Origin of the sequence: Mycobacterium sp. 1245111.1 (assembly GCF_001673405.1) — a bacterium.
Taxonomy (GTDB): domain Bacteria; phylum Actinomycetota; class Actinomycetes; order Mycobacteriales; family Mycobacteriaceae; genus Mycobacterium.
The window spans coordinates 46776-61909 of the sequence record NZ_LZLV01000012.1 but is presented as its reverse complement, the minus strand read 5'-3'; the positions used below and the strand labels follow the sequence as shown (position 1 = coordinate 61909).

Annotated in this window: 14 protein-coding genes; 2 read left to right on the top strand and 12 right to left on the bottom strand. The window is 62.4% G+C overall.

The annotated features are described in order from the left end of the window. Window positions 1–117 precede the first annotated feature (117 nt). From A5658_RS02590 to A5658_RS02580, 3 genes are all read right to left on the bottom strand, one after another. Window positions 118–1608 (bottom strand): replication initiator, encoded by a 1491-nt coding sequence (locus A5658_RS02590; protein ID WP_156751221.1) that lies wholly within the window; start codon window positions 1606–1608, stop codon window positions 118–120. Next, the gene (locus A5658_RS02585) at window positions 1601–3046 is read right to left on the bottom strand and encodes an FtsK/SpoIIIE domain-containing protein (protein WP_067330797.1); all 1446 of its coding nucleotides are present in this window, start codon (window positions 3044–3046) and stop codon (window positions 1601–1603) included. Before A5658_RS02585 ends, A5658_RS02590 begins: the two co-directional genes overlap by 8 nt. Before the next feature lie 104 nt (window positions 3047–3150). After that, window positions 3151–3495 (bottom strand): hypothetical protein, encoded by a 345-nt coding sequence (locus A5658_RS02580; RefSeq protein ID WP_005086573.1) that lies wholly within the window; start codon window positions 3493–3495, stop codon window positions 3151–3153. 254 nt (window positions 3496–3749) lie between these two features. Between A5658_RS02580 and A5658_RS02575 the strand changes: the two genes are divergently transcribed. After that, window positions 3750–4550 (top strand): XRE family transcriptional regulator, encoded by an 801-nt coding sequence (locus A5658_RS02575; protein WP_067330794.1) that lies wholly within the window; start codon window positions 3750–3752, stop codon window positions 4548–4550. Between the two features lie 5 nt (window positions 4551–4555). Next, window positions 4556–5023 carry an NUDIX hydrolase gene (locus tag A5658_RS02570; RefSeq protein WP_005086575.1) on the top strand — a complete coding sequence of 156 codons (468 nt, stop codon included), beginning with the start codon at window positions 4556–4558 and terminating at the stop codon, window positions 5021–5023. A 10-nt stretch (window positions 5024–5033) separates the two neighbouring features. On the opposite strand, the gene A5658_RS02565 is transcribed toward A5658_RS02570, so the two are convergent. From A5658_RS02565 to A5658_RS02525, 9 genes are all read right to left on the bottom strand, one after another. Beyond that, window positions 5034–5570: an HD domain-containing protein gene (locus tag A5658_RS02565; protein WP_067330792.1), complete on the bottom strand. Its 537-nt coding sequence runs from the start codon at window positions 5568–5570 to the stop codon at window positions 5034–5036. A 370-nt stretch (window positions 5571–5940) separates the two neighbouring features. Next, a complete protein-coding gene (locus A5658_RS02560) occupies window positions 5941–7140 on the bottom strand; it encodes an acyl-CoA dehydrogenase family protein (protein WP_067330889.1) in 1200 nt (399 codons plus the stop codon). Between the two features lie 159 nt (window positions 7141–7299). Further along, a complete protein-coding gene (locus A5658_RS02555; RefSeq protein ID WP_005086578.1) occupies window positions 7300–8406 on the bottom strand; it encodes an NDMA-dependent alcohol dehydrogenase in 1107 nt (368 codons plus the stop codon). Between the two features lie 148 nt (window positions 8407–8554). Continuing rightward, entirely contained in the window at window positions 8555–8965 is a 411-nt protein-coding gene (locus A5658_RS02550; protein WP_005110592.1) for an SCP2 sterol-binding domain-containing protein, read from the bottom strand. A gap of 93 nt (window positions 8966–9058) precedes the next feature. Next, the gene (locus tag A5658_RS02545) at window positions 9059–10114 is read right to left on the bottom strand and encodes a BtrH N-terminal domain-containing protein (RefSeq protein ID WP_067330788.1); all 1056 of its coding nucleotides are present in this window, start codon (window positions 10112–10114) and stop codon (window positions 9059–9061) included. Window positions 10115–10163: 49 nt separating this feature from the next. After that, complete coding sequence (locus tag A5658_RS02540; RefSeq protein ID WP_005086582.1) at window positions 10164–11309, bottom strand: acyl-CoA dehydrogenase family protein; 1146 nt, start codon at window positions 11307–11309, stop codon at window positions 10164–10166. 38 nt (window positions 11310–11347) lie between these two features. Next, window positions 11348–12967 (bottom strand): fatty acid--CoA ligase, encoded by a 1620-nt coding sequence (locus A5658_RS02535; RefSeq protein WP_156751220.1) that lies wholly within the window; start codon window positions 12965–12967, stop codon window positions 11348–11350. Window positions 12968–12993: 26 nt separating this feature from the next. Further along, a complete protein-coding gene (locus A5658_RS02530) occupies window positions 12994–13647 on the bottom strand; it encodes a transglutaminase family protein (RefSeq protein WP_067330781.1) in 654 nt (217 codons plus the stop codon). Then, window positions 13644–15101 (bottom strand): cytochrome P450, encoded by a 1458-nt coding sequence (locus tag A5658_RS02525; protein ID WP_067330778.1) that lies wholly within the window; start codon window positions 15099–15101, stop codon window positions 13644–13646. Before A5658_RS02525 ends, A5658_RS02530 begins: the two co-directional genes overlap by 4 nt. Window positions 15102–15134 lie beyond the last annotated feature (33 nt).

Genomic DNA, 15134 nt, shown 5'->3' with positions numbered 1-15134 from the left:
GCCTCGCGCGGAAGCCGATTCCGGTTCGGCAGGTCAATTTGAACACCTCCCTCTGACATGCTCGGTGCATTAATTCGAGCGTCACATTCGGAGCGAGCATGTGGGGTTGGGCATCGTTCAGCCATCGCTTGCCCCTGGTGGATCCCAATGCTGGCTGCGTGTGTGGCGACGGGCTTCCACTAGTCCGATGCGGCGGATGTGAATACGTTGGAGGGCCGCGGAATAGACGAGACTGCGATCGCCGAGGCTGCCGGGGCCGGCACGGTCAAACTCCCACGCCACCAGATCATCGCCACCGGCGAAGTCACAGTCGGGATCGTATTGGTATGCAGTGCTTTTCGAGCTTTCCTCACGCGTCCAAATGGCGCGCTGTTCGCGCAGCACGGTCATGGTAGTCGAATAACGGCGGGATTTGCTGGTGATGTGGCCGCGGAATCCGAGGGTGTGCAACCACCGCCCGATGCCGGACAGTCCTTTGTCCGCGAGATCGCTGATGGTGGTCAGGATGGTCCGCACATGCTCGGACACGTCCAGGTCGGGTATGGCTTCCGTAGATAGGCGGCGTGCGCTGATTCCGAGGGCCGCCAAGGATTTGGTGACATACTTGGCGAGATAGCGCGCCACCAGCCGGCTAGACATGGACCGGCCTGAGCCTGAATTGTGCTCATTTGGCGGCGGATCCACCGATGCGGTTAGCGGTTGGGTGTCGATCTGTGTGCCGAACCGTATCGTCTGCCCACCGCCATCGGCTGTCGGGTCGTTGACGGTGAGTGTGACGGTGCGGATGGCGTACTGGATGACCCTAGCGAGTTCGACTGCACCGATAGGTGATTCCCACCCGGGGCGGTCAAGGTCGTCGTGGGGATCCAGGCGGATCAGTGCGTGGATGTGTGGGATAGCGCGGGCTTGCAGTTCGACGATCTTGATGAAGCTCACTCGCACCGTATCCGGGTCAACTCCGGCGGCTTTCAGGCTTTTGCGTAGGGCGCGCCGCAGGGTGATGGTGAAGCGTCGCCACAGTTCGGGCAGGTGCCACGTGAACAGCACATGCCCGGCATAGTCGTAGCACTCCGGACACAGCGGCTGGCCGACCCGCTCGTCGCCATGATCATGGGACATGCTGCACCACAATTGTTTTCCATGCGGGCAGCGTCGGTAGCCGCCGACCCGGTGCTGGTCGCGGCACACCTGCGCTGCCTTCTCCCGTGACTTCGTGGCGGTGTGGACGGCCCCGAAGCTCGGTGCGGTGAGAGTGACAAACACTTGCGGATGATCGGCCACCGTGGTGGGCATGCCGTGGTGACCGCCAGCGGCACCGGAGTGCACGAGTTGCCAGGTGTCGCGGGCGTAGAGATCCGAGCAGGAGGGGCAGATGTGGGCGCGACGGTTGTTGCAGCGCGTCCATACCACCCGCTGACGCCCGTACTCATCGGCACCGATCAGCTGGATGGGGTGGGCGCAGAATCCGACGGATTCTGCTCGTCGCCACCAGGATTCGTATCCCATCGAGGCGGCGCGCCGCACCATCTGCTCGACCACCCGGGCGGTGTCAGCTGTATCCGGAACACCCGGTAGGACAAGCTGCGCCGATGTCGTGGAGCTATTCACCGCTGCCCTCACTCGCGGTGTGGCCGGTATCGGTGTTGTGTGGCTGGTGGGGCTTGTTCGGTCGCCTCGCGGTTCGGCGGAACCGGCTGGCCAGGGCGGTAATGTCGTGGTCGGTGACGTGAAAGGCCCGCACCCGCTGGGCGTGGGCGGTGCCGTCAACCATCATGTAGCCCACCCCGGGGGTGGTGTCGGGGATGCGGTCGCATTCTGCCCCGGCATCGCGCGCCCCTTGGCCGAGGACCATGGTGGTTTGGGTGGCTTCGGTCAGCCGCAACCCGATCCGCACCGTGAACAGCTGCCGTACCGGCAGGGTGTCTTTGGCCGGGTCTTGGACCGCGGCGACCACGCTGATGCCGACTGCGCGGCCTTGGGAGAGCAGCAGGCCCAGGAGTTGTTCGATTTCGGTGCGGACCTTGCGGTCGGTCACGTATGCGGTCAGTGCGGCGATCTCATCGATCACCGCAACGAACAACGGCTCCGACGTCGTGGGGGTGTGTAGGCGGGTGTGGCCGCGCAGACGATTCGCCCGGGCGTGCATCACCGTGACGAGCTGGCGTAGCAAGTCCAGGGTGGTGTCGGTGGCGTCGTGGGTGAACACGGTGAACAGGGGTGCTCCGGCACCGAGTTCCATGCCGCCTTTGGGGTCGATGACACACAACCGGACCAGCCCGGTCTTCACCGCGGGGGCAATGCCGGCGATCAACGACCACAGCACTGAGCCTTTGCCTGCGCCGGTTGCCCCGGCGATCAGCACGTGGTGACCGAGCAGCGGCACCTGCCACCAATGTCGCGTTTCGGTGATCCCGACCCGCACCGACACCAGATCGACCGGGGTGGCCGGGGTTGGCATGGGCAGGGCGATCGGTTCAGCCAGCACGTCTGCGCGCATTAACGTGATGCGCAGTTCGCCGGGCGAGATGGCGGTGATGCTGATGCGGCCGGCGCGCCACGCGGCGGCCAGCGCGTCGGACTGTTTATGCCAATCTGCCACGGACTGGCCGGTGACGATCCGCACCACGAGCACATCGGTGGTTTTACCGATCGTCACCGTGCGCAGGGTGGGAGTGAGAGTGCGTCCGCCGAGGGTGGCGGTCAGGCCGTGCAAGGTGCAGGTCGATTCCCAGGTGCGGGTGTAGCGCGACCACGTGAGCCAGCGCCGCCGTACCGGTTCGGTCACCCAGGCGCGAAATGACCCCGGTTGGAGCCAGGCCCAGCCCGCATACCCGGCACTGCACACGATCGCGCAGATCAGGCCCACGCGTGGGCCGTGGCTGATAGCAAGGACGAGGCTGGCGATGATGGGCACGCTGATCGCCGGGAACAGCACCGCCCACCACAGCACATACCCGGATGCGGTGAACAGCGACATGACCAGTTCTCCGAACCAGTCGTCATCGCCTGATCCACTGTTGGTGGTGTTCTTCTTGTTCGATGTCATGAGAGATGCCCTCCGTGAGCGTGTGGTCAACAGCAATGCCCGGGGTGTCGGGGTGGCGGGGTGCGATGATCTGCTCACCGCACCCCACACCCGCTTGGGGGTTGTTACTTCTGCGGGCGTGTCTGCTCACTCGGCGCAGCACCACTGGCGGTGGCGGCGGTGAGGGCATCAGCACGGAACGCCACCCCGCTGCGATCACCTTGGGCCCACGGGATGGCCACCAGACCAACTACCGAAACAGGCTGCGTGACTGTCACTTTGGGGTCTCCTGCCACAGTGACAATGAGCACTTCGCCGCCGGAGTCATCCAGCGCGAGGACCTGGGTGGCGTACATCGGCATCCCGGTGGCGGTGTCGACTTTCGGGGCGCCGGTTTCGAAGTTCAGCCGTGGCTCAGGAGCACGGGTGACGATAAAACGAGTCCCAGACGTATCGATTCTCAAACGCATTGTCCTACTGGTCCTTTCGTGAGCTGTTGACGCCGGTCCGGCGCTGGACTCAGTTCACGTGGACATCACGGACGTTGCGAGAGACATATGCCGACATTTCCGACACATCCACGGGCATTTCGGACACGGCCCGGACATACCCACGGACATCACACCGGCACTATCGCCGCCGGGTGGCGGCAGTCGCATGGCAAACTAGACACCACGCGCTGAGGGATGGATACGGACGACACGGGAAGATGTGCGCTGGCACGATGGACGAGCAGGACGGCACCGAGGCCGCCATCACTCCCAACGATCGCCTCGTGCACCGGCTACACGCCAAAGGTCTGTCCTCGCAGCGGTTCGCCACCGCGGTGGGTGTCGATATCAAGTCGGTGCGACGCTGGCTGGCCGATAGCGACTACAGAATTCGCGAACACAACGCCCACAGAGCCAGCGAGGTGCTCGACTGCACCCCGCATGACCTGTGGCCCAACCAGTACCCACCCTCCACCGCGAGCGCAGTGGCAACAGCGTCTGCGGGTGGGCCGTTCACCGCGACCCTGTATGCCAGCCGCACCCAGCTACCCATCACCATGTGGCAGCAGCATTTCGCCGACGCCACCACCGGCATCGACATCCTCGTCCTGGCGGCCACGTTCCTGTTCGACACCCTCGACGGATTCCTCGACACCCTGCTCGCCGCCGCCGCCCGCGGTGTGACGGTGCGGTTTCTCGTCGGGGACCCCGACACCCCCACCACGATCCTGCGCGGCGAGGAGGAAGGGATCGGCGAGGCCGTCATCGCCCGCTGCCGCACGTCCGTGGAACTGCTCGCCCCTCACGCCGGCACCCCGGGGCTGGACATCCGCACCCACGACACCGCGCTCTACACGTCGATCTTTCGGGTCGATGACGCCATGATCGTCAACTTCCACATCTACGGCTCAGCCGGGCGCAACAACCCTGTGCTGGTTCTGTCACGTCACCACGAGCCACGGCTCTGGGCCACCCTTGAAGACGCTTTCACCCAGGTCTGGGACCATGCCAGACCGCTGACCTCGAAAGGCTGACCCCGATGCGCACCGACTACTACAACGACCCCAACGCCCCGGCGCCCAACAGTGTCGTTCCGTCGGCCTCGGCCATCGTCACCGACGAACACGGTCGCATTCTGCTGATCAAACGCCGCGACAACACCCTGTGGGCGCTACCGGGCGGCGGCCACGACATCGGCGAAACTATCGCCGACACCGCCGTGCGGGAAGTCAAAGAGGAAACCGGGCTTGACGTCAAAGTCACGGGTCTGGTCGGTGTCTACACCAATCCCCGCCACGTGGTCGCGTTCACCGATGGCGAAGTCCGCCAGCAATTCTCGCTCCTGTTCACCACCACGGTGCTCGGCGGCACCCTTGCCATCGACCACGAAAGCACGGACATCGCCTGGACTGCACCCGACGAGATCCCTAACCTGGATATGCATCCGTCGATGAGGCTGCGCATCGAGCACTACCTGCAACACCGCGACGGCCCCTACCTCGGCTAACCGGCTGGGTTTATAGCCAGTCGCGTACTCGCCGGACGGCCGCCAACAATTCGTCGCGGCCCGCGTCGACCGCCCGGTGCACCGGGTCCTCGGATCCATAACGCGACAGCACGTCGCGTAACCGATCGCGCGGTGATATCGGCGCCCCGTCAGGTCCGGTCGTCAGATCGCAAAAAGTCAGCACATCAAGGAAATCGCTGGGCGGATCACTGAACGCGGATAAGCCTGACAAGCCCCGCTCGGCAGCCTCCGCGTGCGCTCCGGTATGAAAGGCCACCAAGGAGGCGGCCAGCTCCCCGAAGCCGGCCGCTCGCACGTACTCCGCTCCATCGAGCGGATGAAACCCGGTCCGGCGCAACGACGATGCGTAACCGATATCGTGCAGCCACGCCGCTGCGACCAGACAGTCCGCTGTCTGGGGATCGAAACGCCGACTCAACCGCTCGGCAGTCGCCGCGACGCCCCGGACATGCGCCAACCGCCGCGGCTGCTCAGCCAGCCGCATCTCGGTCTCGCGCCGTGCACGCTGCGTCAGAACCCCGCTCACAGCCGCCAGCTTACGAGCCACAGCACCATGACGCAGCCCCCTCGCAGCTTATGACGTAGATCCTGGAGGCCAGGATCTGCGAGGAACGGCGGCTACCTGCAGGCTTCGCTACGCTCGCTCTGCTCCCGTCCGCTGGCGCTCCCGTCCGCGCCGCTCCCTGCGCTTCGCCCTCCGTCCGCCGCCACGCACACATGCACCCACGACCGGCGCCGGAACTAAGTCGCAGGCCACCACAGCTCTGGCATCACGACGAAGCGCAGCTGCCCTCGCTCCTCGCCGCATCGAGACGCCGCGAGCGGCAGGCTGGACCAACAGCCGCCTGACCGTCGTTGACCTGCGATGTGAGAACTTTCTTTACTGGTATCAAGAACTAGAGTCCGATACGTTTGGCAATGATCTCATTCATGATTTCGTTGGTGCCGCCGCCTATTCCGAGAATCCGGCAGTCTCGATAGTGTCTCTCGATCTCAGACTCACGCATGTAGCCCATCCCACCGAAGATCTGAACCGCCTCGTTGACCACGTAGTCGCACGCATACACAGCGGTGTTCTTGGCCATCGACACCTCGGCAACGACATCCTCCCCCGCTAGCCACCTCTGCATGACCGCACGGGTGTAGGTGCACGCCACGTCGACCTGTCGAGCCATCTCCGCAAGCTTATGGCGAATCACCTGGCGCCCCGTCAAGGGTCTACCGAACGTTTCACGCTCCCGCGCCCAACTCTTGGCAAGATCGAGAGCCCTACCCGCCGTCGCGTACGCCTGGACGGCGATGCCGAGCCGTTCAGCCTGAAACTGCTGCATGATCTGCAAAAACCCGCTGTTCTCTGCCCCCACCAGGTTCTCAGCCGGTACGCGAACGTCGACGAAAGTCAACTCGGCGGTGTCGCTACATCGCCATCCCATCTTGTCCAACCGGCGGGACACTTCGAATCCAGGCGAATTCTTGTCGATCACGAGCAATGAAACTCCACCGTAACCCGGTCCGCCGGTGCGTACCGCCGTCGTAACGAAGTCCGCCCGAACTCCGCTGGTGATGAACGTCTTTGCTCCGTTGACCACGTAGGTGTCCCCTTCGCGCACCGCGCGTGTGCGCAAATTCGCGACATCTGAGCCTGCCCCAGGCTCGGTAACGCCCAGCGAGCCGATCATCTTTCCTGCGAGCGTAGGACGGACATATCGTTCAATCAGGGCGTCGGAGCCATTGGCGGCAATGTGGGGAAGGGCAATGCCATGGGTGAACAAGGCGGCGCAGACGCCAGTGGACCCGCCTGCGGCCAGGATGGCCTCAGTGACCAGTGCAGAGTCAATCGCATTGCCGCCGCTGCCGCCGACTTCTTCCGGGAACCCGATTCCGAGAAGCCCCACCTCGGCAGCATTGAGATGCAGGTCGCGCGGAATCTCACCCACGTGCTCCCATTCCGCTAGCTTCGGCGCGATTTCACGTTCCACGAAAGACCGCGCCATTTGGCTCAGCGCTCGTCGCTCCGGCGTGGTCCACACCTCCGGGGCGATAGCGAAACGAGCAGCCCCATCCCCGCTTGCCGTGGTCGTGCCAGCGTCCGTCATCTCAGCCTCCAGAGAATGTGATAAATGATCTATGAGGTGTCTGATGCTTGCCGTCCTCACGACGGGAAAGAAGGACGCGACGCCAACCACCCAAGCGGCCCGGCCGCATGATCTGCAGCGACGCAAGGACATGAAGACCAGCAGTGGGCATGATGCTCTTCAGAACCGGACCAGCCCTCGGATGTTTTTTCCTGAACGCATATCCTCGTAGCCCTCATTGATTTGGTCGAGGGAGTATTCGCGGGTGACCAACTCATCGAGCTTCAACAACCCAGCGGAGTACAGCTCGACCAGTCGCGGAATATCGTGCGGCGCATTGGATGAGCCATACAAAGCGCCACGAATCTGCTTCTCGTAAAGCGTCATTTCAAGCAGTGATCCTGAGATCGATGAGTCGTCGGGGTGCCCGATGGCCGTGACCACGACGCGCCCGCGCTTTCCGACCAAGGCCAGCGCTTCCGCGGTGTAGGAGGCCTCAGCCACATCGGTGGTGAGGATGCAGACATCAGCCAGCTTGCCCAGCGTCATATCGCTGACCAGCGACCAAGCTTCATCCATCGAGGCCGCGGTGTGCGTCGCACCGAACCCGCTCGCTTGCTCTCGCTTGAACTTCACCGGATCGACCGCCACAATCGCCAGCGCTCCCGCGATTCGCGCGCCCTGAATCGCATTCATTCCGATTCCGCCCGCTCCCACTACCACGACGGTGTCCCCGGCGCGCACCTCCCCAGTCCGCACCGCAGATCCGTAACCGGTCGTGACGCCGCAACCGATCAAGGCTGCCCGATCCAGGGGGATTCCGCCGTCAATCTTGACCACGGACGCCTGCGGCACCACTGTGTACTCGGAAAACGTCCCGAGCAAACACATCTGCCCGACGTCCTCGCCTCGTGCGTGAAAGCGATAGGTGCCGTCGATCTGCGGTCCCATCATGAGCGCCGCTCCCAACTCACAGAGATTGCCCATGCCGCGCGCGCAGTACGAGCAGCGCCCACACGAGGGAAGGAAGGTCAAGATGACAGAATCACCTTCGGACAGTTCCTCAACCCCTTCGCCGCACTCCACGACTGTGCCAGCACCCTCATGACCCCCCACTACCGGCAATGGGATCGGGAGGTCGCCGGTCACCAGATGTTCGTCGGAATGGCACAAGCCGGTGGCCGCCAGCCGCACGAGGACCTCCCCGGGACCTGGCGGATCCAAATCGACTTCTTCGACCTCCCACTTCTGCTCCAAGCCCCACAAAACAGCCGCACGTGTCTTCATGTTGAAGTCCCTTCTATCGAATTACGCTTCTCGAGTAGTTATCCCGACCGCGCACGGTGGTCGCGCGAACTGTCCTGGATGATCTCCGGGCACATCGCCCAGAGGCCCGCGCCGCTCACCCGGGCCCGGGCGCGGTACCGCACCGACATCACACATTGAGCAGGTCGTGACGCTTGTCGGCCTCAAGGATTGCCCGGTATTCCGGAAAGAGGTTCTTTGCCTGCGGTATGAGCTTGATCAGTTTGGTGACAGGACCTTTCGCTCGTACAGTTCCTTTCGCCATCGCCATGGTCAAGTTCACCTTCCCCAACCAGAACCTGTTGCCGGTATCCGCGGACATGAACAATTCGACATTCGGTGTAACGCCACTGTCCGCGCCGGTCTCTACGACCTTCTCCGGCATATCCACGGTTACTACCGCATCCGGATCGGTGTAGTGGATCCGTAACACCACCCCGGACCCGGCAAGTCTGTTCGCAAGGTCTTCGTTCTCCAAACCTCGTCGAAAGATGCCGGCGAGGTAGCGGTAAACCTCTTCCGCATCAGCGAAGACAGCCATCGTGAATCTCCATTCTGTTGACGCATTCCAAGCACTCACAAAGAAATCCGTTAGGTCGCACCCGGGTTGGTTTCCTCCACAGGCAATCAGGACTCACAGCAGTAGACCTGCCTCCCTCAGCGCCTGCGCGAGTCGACGTTCGGCTTGCGGCAACTGCGCAGCGAGGGACGCCGCGCCAGTCGCTCGCGAGCGCGGATCTGCACCGCGTTCGTAAGCGGTGTGCGCAACAGCGGTCCACAACTCAGATGCGGTCTTCGCAGCCTCCGCTGCTCGGAACGCAGGTTCGAAACTCAACTCTTCAGCGATGCGCCGACATCCACGTGCTTGCAGATCTCGGAACAGACCGCCTCCGGTTCCGGCTTTTTCGATGAAGGCGCTCAGCGCAAACAAGGCTCCGTCGAGGGTATCGTCGTCAAAGATCTTCGGCCACCGCTTGAGATCCTCCACAAAAGTCGATACCCCTGGTAGCCCACGCACCTGAATTTCACAATCGGAGTCCTCGGTGATCGGCGCGCTCACACACGAACCCTGCATCGCGTCCGCGGACCTACGGAAGGCCGACCGGGCAGCATTGCCGAGATCTGGTGCCGCGCCGGGCCACTCGACTACGTAGGTGGTGTGCCGCGTGGGGACGGGAAATCCCGTCGATGCCCGCGCCTTCCGTAGATTCTCGTAAGGCACGGCTTGAGGTGTATCGCGATCGTTATCGACCACGAAGGCGAGTTCCTCGTCGTCGTCGTACCCTACGATCACGACATCGTGCCGGCTCATACTCAGACGCGTTCTCAGATAGGGCAATTCGGCGATGTCAGTCCACACCATGACCGGCGTACCGGCATCGATCTGTTCGGTCACCCATTTCCACCCGAGATCGGGGTCGTCTGTCGAACGACACTCGAAGCGCGCGCCCAACCGGGTCAAGTATTCGTCTTCGAGGTCCGCGCTGCGTCCAACGAGGTAGATCGGTGGACGTAGGTGGGCCGAGCGAACATACGAGAAGTCGAGGGCCCCGCCGAGAGCAAACACGATGCCTTCGTCCGGGGTGTCATCACCCCAACGGATCCCGGCCCATTCGGTCAAATCCCGAAGAGCCCCCGATCCGCAGTGGCCGCCCATGTCGTGGCGATACGGCACCACCATCGATGCCATCAGTCCTCCTCCTCTAGATGACTAACGTGCGGGCGGCAACTCCTCTGAGTCATAGGGAACGCGAGATGATTTCCTTCATCACCTCGTTCGTGCCGGCATAGATTTTTTGCACGCGCTGATCCACCCACAACCTCGAGATGGGGTACTCGGTCATGTAGCCATATCCGCCGTGAAGCTGCATACAGTCATCGAGTACCTTCATCGCTCGCTCAGTGGTCCACCACTTCGCCATGGCGACGGTCTGCACGTCGAGTTGACCCGCAAGGTGCAGGTCGATGCAGTAGTCGAGGAACACTCGTGCGATGCGCGTTTCTGTCGCGGCTTCAGCCAGCGTGAACTTGGTGTTCTGAAAGCCAAAGACGGGCCGACCGAACGCCTCCCGCTCACGCGTGTACTTGAGCGTCTGCTCCAGGGCAAGTTCCATCGCTGCGACAGCCCCCACCGCGACGATGAGTCGCTCTTGTGGCAGCTGCGTCATCAGCTGAATGAAGCCCTGTCCCTCAGACTGGCCCAGTAGATGCGAGCGCGGAACTCTCACTTCATCGAAGAACAACTCGGAGGTGTCCTGGCCGCGCTGGCCGATTTTGTCGAGAACCTTGCCGCGCCGGAATCCCGCCCGGTCAGCCTCGACAACGATCAAAGAGATGCCCGCAGCGCCCTGGCTCGGATCTGTCTTGGCAACAACGATGATGAGGTCGGCCTGTTGGCCGTTGGTGATGAAAGTCTTGGAGCCGGTGATCACGTACTCGTCACCGTCCAGGAGGGCTTTTGTCTTGACGCTCTGCAGATCGGACCCGGTCCCCGGTTCTGTCATGGCGATCGCGCCGATCATTTCACCGGACGCCATCTTGGGAAGCCACTGCGCGCGCAGCTCTTCAGTCGCGTACTGCAGGATGTAGTGGGCGACGATTCCGCTGTGCAGTCCCGCGCCCCATGAGCTGTCACCTATGCGGGCCTGCTCTTCAAGCACGACCGCTTCGTGCGCGAAAGTGCCACCGCCTCCGCCGTATTCCTCAGGTATAGACATGCAGAGCAGGCCCAGCTCGCCTGCTCGGTTCCACAGTTCTCGGTCGACGTGGTGCTGGTCTGCAAAGCGGTTCGCATGCGGCGCCAATTCGGCCGAGAAGAACTTCGCAGCGAGGTCACGAAGCTCGAGTAATTCGGCATTCATCCAGGGAGAGATTGGTGAGGACATGATTACCTTCCGACTGTTGGAATTCCAGGGATTTGACGTTATGACGTTTCGATTTCGATGAGGTATTCGCCGGCAGAGTGGCGCGCACGGATGGCCTTTTTGTCGTACTTTCCGACGCTCGTCCTCGGAATATCGGACACGAAGCTCCATCGCTCGGGAATCCACCATTTGGCGACTTTGTCCGCAAGGAACGATCGGAGTTGGTCAATGTCAACGTCGGTTCCGGGGTGGACGACGACAAGCGCCAACGGCCTTTCCTGCCATTTATCGTCCGCGACGCCGACTACCGCCGCTTCGTACACGGCAGGGTGGCCGATCAGCGTGTTTTCCAGCTCCACCGAGGAGATCCATTCGCCACCTGACTTGATGACGTCTTTCGAGCGGTCGGTCAGTGTCAGATAGCCCTCGGCGTCGATCTTGCCCACATCACCGGTACGCAGCCATCCTTCGTCGAACTTCTCCGTATCGTTGTTTCCGAAATAGGACCCGGTGATCCAGGGACCGCGCGCCTGGATCTCCCCAACTGATTGCCCGTCCCACGGCACGTCTTTCCCGTCGTCGTCCCGCAACCGGATTTCGACACCGCAGATCGGTCGGCCCTGGGATGCGCGCAGCTCCCAGCGCCGCGTCGCGTCGGCTCTGTGAACCGGACGTGCAACGGTCGCCAACGGAGAGGTTTCGGTCATACCCCAGGCCTGCACAATGGGCACGTCGTACTTCTCTTCGAATGCCCGCATCAACGAAAGCGGAACAGCAGACCCCCCGCACGCGACCAGCCGTAACGAAGAAATGTCCCGCTCAGGGTGCGAATCCAGATATCGGTGAACATCGTTCCAGATCGTCGGCACTGCACCGGCCAAGGTCGGTCTGGTGTCTTCGATGATCGACACCAACGGTTCGGCTTGGAGATACCGGTCAGGCAGTACGAGATCCGCACCGGACATCAACGCTGCGTAAATAAGCCCCCACGCATTGGCGTGAAACATTGGGACGATGGCCAGAACACGGTCGGCCTCGCTGACTGACAAAGCGTTAGCTGTGCAGGCGGTCAGGGAGTGAAGGTACGTCGAACGGTGGCTGTAGACGACGCCTTTGGGATCTCCGGTGGTACCGCTCGTATAACACATGGCCGCGGCGGACAGCTCGTCGAGCTCAGGCCAGTCAAATGATTCTTCTTGGCCGGCAAGCACTTCCTCGTAACGCAGAACGGTCTTCCCGCATCCCTGTAGCGGGGCAAGGTCGCCCTCTCCGGTGACGATGACGGTGTGCACCGACGCCATCCCTGGGAGCGCGCGCGCCAACAACGGGGCAACCGAAGCGTCGACTAGGACGATCTGATCGCTCGCGTGGTTGGCGATGTACGCGAGTTGCTCCGGGGCCAAACGAATGTTGAGCGTGTGCAGGACCGCGCCCATGGAGGGAATCGCACAGTAGGCCTCCAGATGTTCCTGGTTGCTCCACTGGAAGGTGGCAACGCGTTGGTCTGCCGTGATGCCAAGGCTGCGCAGCGCATTGGCAAGGCGAGCCACTCGCGCCAGCACACCGCGGTAAGGCGTTCTCCGATATCCATTTCCGGTCGGAGTGACGACCTCGCTGTCACCGTGTATGGCTGCCGCATGCTGAACGATCGCCGAAACCGACAGGGGAACATTTTGCATTGTGCTTTGCATCGTGCAGGGCGCTTTCAGGCGAAAAGGTCGGGACGGCTGTTCGGCTGGTCGATGAATGTGCCGTAATGCGTTCTCAGTGCTCGCAGGATGTCTGCTAGGGGTAGATCGTCGTAGGCTCCCCGGTCGCGCAGATACTCCATGTGCTGGGTGCCGTCAGCGGTGAAACCATGGAGTAGCGCGTCGCTACAGCCGTCGAATTCGATCGGCGAGACACCGAAACGTGCGCACAGCTCGCGATTGAACGCCGGGGTGGCCTTTACCCACGCACCGTTGAGGAGCATGAGACTGTAGCCGTGGTAGACGAAAACGTCGGCACCACCCATCCGCTCGCGCAATGTCTTGGTCTGGAGGTGGTTTCGGACGTCGGCGAACCCCAGCCGCGCCGGGATTCCCGCCGCTCGGCATGCTGCAGTCAACAGCACGGCCTTCGGGACGCAGTAGGCCCGTTCTGCGGTCGCGACGGTGCTGGCGCGATACGCGTGTGGGTTGTCGGTCACCGTGTACGGGTCGTACCAAATGGAGTCACGGACCGCGGTGAAGATGGCGATGGCCTTCTCGGTGTCGCCGCAGGCACCACGGATCGCCGATGACACGAAGTCACGTACCGAATCTTGTTGCCAGTCAAGAAACTCCGTGGGTTCGAGGTAGGGCCTGTGGTCGACGGTCATCGGCGCTTCATCTCCAACGGAAGTCCGTCCACCGGAATGGGCAGCGAGGTGTTGTCCCATCGGACGTGATAGTTCTCCGGAACCTTCCAAGTGAACGAACGCAGCATCCTGTGCAGGATTGCTTTGACCTCGAGCGTCCCGAATTGCATGCCGATGCACTTGTGCGCTCCACCTCCGAACGGAACCCAGGCGAATCGGTGGTGTTGGTCTTCGCGCCGAGGCTCGTCGAAACGTGAGGGATCGAACCGCTCCGGATCACTCCAGATCGTTCGATCGAAGTGATTCACGGCAGGCGTTATGGCGCACAACGTGTTCGCGGGGACGTGATATCCGTCGATGGCGACATCTCGAACCGTCTTGCGCGTCACCAGCGGAACAGGTGCAAGCAGTCTGAGCGCTTCCTTGATCACGAGGTCGATGACCGTCATCTTCTCCAGGACATCGATATCGGGCAACCCGTCACCGATGGCCGCGGCTTCCGCAGCCGCAGCCTCCTGCCACTGCGGATACTTGGCAAGGAAATAGGTGACCGCTGTGGTGGTGATCGTCGAGGTGTCGTGGGCCGCCATCATCAAAAAGATCATGTGATTCACCACATCCTCGTCGGAAAACCGCTCCCCGTCTTCGGTCGTGGCTTGACAGAGAGCAGCGAACAGATCCTCCGTTTCACCCGCTCGCGCGGCAGGCAGATGCCGGAAGAAGTAGTCCTCCAAGACGCGCCGGCCTCGCACACCAGCGCGGAATCTGGTTCCCGGAAGCGGAACACGCACAAGGGAACTCGCCGCCCGGACCGTAGCGACGAACGCCTTGTTGACAGCATCGCTCTCGTCCTTGCCACGGCCGCCCATGAAGACGTCGGTAGCTATGTCGAGGGTGAGTTCCTTCAACAGTGGGTAGATTCGAACCGACGGGCCCACCGGCCACGCAGGCACTGCCGAGCGAACGCATGGGGTCACCTGTTCGACGTATCCGGTCAGGCGCGGACGCGTAAACGCCTCCTGCATGATGCGCCGGTGCATCAAGTGCTCGTCGAAGCTCATGAGCATCAAACCGCGATGGAAGAAGGCGTCGATCAGGAAGGACCAGCCATCCTGAGAGAATGCCTTCGCTTCGCTCGTAAACGCCTCTCGAGTGGCGTCAGGGCCGGCGATGACCACCATCTTGGTGCCGAACGCGCCCATCCACGACACCGAACCCAGACGGTCGTAGCGCTCTCGACTGAAATCCGAGCCGAATCGTATGTAGTCGAGCGTGTGACCCACCAAGGGCAGTCCGGCATCCCCCCGCACGGCTTTCAATCCACTGCCCGCGGGTGCCGGTGCCAGTTCACGAACCGGCCAGTCCCGGCTCCATCGACGCCATCTGTCGTCGACGGCGTGAGGCGCGGGGACCATGATCACAGAGGACAACCGCTCCTTCACGTGGTGCGCAGGTGCGAGAAGGTGATTCGTCATGGTTCCTCCTGGACGCTGGGCCGCTCTGACGGC

What these genes read in the sequence shown, in the direction of transcription:
- A5658_RS02550 (WP_005110592.1), bottom strand. Translation starts at nt 8,965, where the DNA reads ATGGCTGTCTTCGCTGATGCGGAAGAGGTTTACCGCTACCTCGCCGGC.
- A5658_RS02580 (WP_005086573.1), bottom strand. Translation starts at nt 3,495, where the DNA reads ATGCGTTTGAGAATCGATACGTCTGGGACTCGTTTTATCGTCACCCGT.
- A5658_RS02540 (WP_005086582.1), bottom strand. Translation starts at nt 11,309, where the DNA reads ATGTCCTCACCAATCTCTCCCTGGATGAATGCCGAATTACTCGAGCTT.
- A5658_RS02555 (WP_005086578.1), bottom strand. Translation starts at nt 8,406, where the DNA reads ATGAAGACACGTGCGGCTGTTTTGTGGGGCTTGGAGCAGAAGTGGGAG.
- A5658_RS02545 (WP_067330788.1), bottom strand. Translation starts at nt 10,114, where the DNA reads ATGGCATCGATGGTGGTGCCGTATCGCCACGACATGGGCGGCCACTGC.
- A5658_RS02535 (WP_156751220.1), bottom strand. Translation starts at nt 12,967, where the DNA reads ATGCAAAATGTTCCCCTGTCGGTTTCGGCGATCGTTCAGCATGCGGCA.
- A5658_RS02560 (WP_067330889.1), bottom strand. Translation starts at nt 7,140, where the DNA reads ATGACGGACGCTGGCACGACCACGGCAAGCGGGGATGGGGCTGCTCGT.
- A5658_RS02575 (WP_067330794.1), top strand. Translation starts at nt 3,750, where the DNA reads ATGGACGAGCAGGACGGCACCGAGGCCGCCATCACTCCCAACGATCGC.
- A5658_RS02525 (WP_067330778.1), bottom strand. Translation starts at nt 15,101, where the DNA reads ATGACGAATCACCTTCTCGCACCTGCGCACCACGTGAAGGAGCGGTTG.
- A5658_RS02585 (WP_067330797.1), bottom strand. Translation starts at nt 3,046, where the DNA reads ATGACATCGAACAAGAAGAACACCACCAACAGTGGATCAGGCGATGAC.
- A5658_RS02570 (WP_005086575.1), top strand. Translation starts at nt 4,556, where the DNA reads ATGCGCACCGACTACTACAACGACCCCAACGCCCCGGCGCCCAACAGT.
- A5658_RS02530 (WP_067330781.1), bottom strand. Translation starts at nt 13,647, where the DNA reads ATGACCGTCGACCACAGGCCCTACCTCGAACCCACGGAGTTTCTTGAC.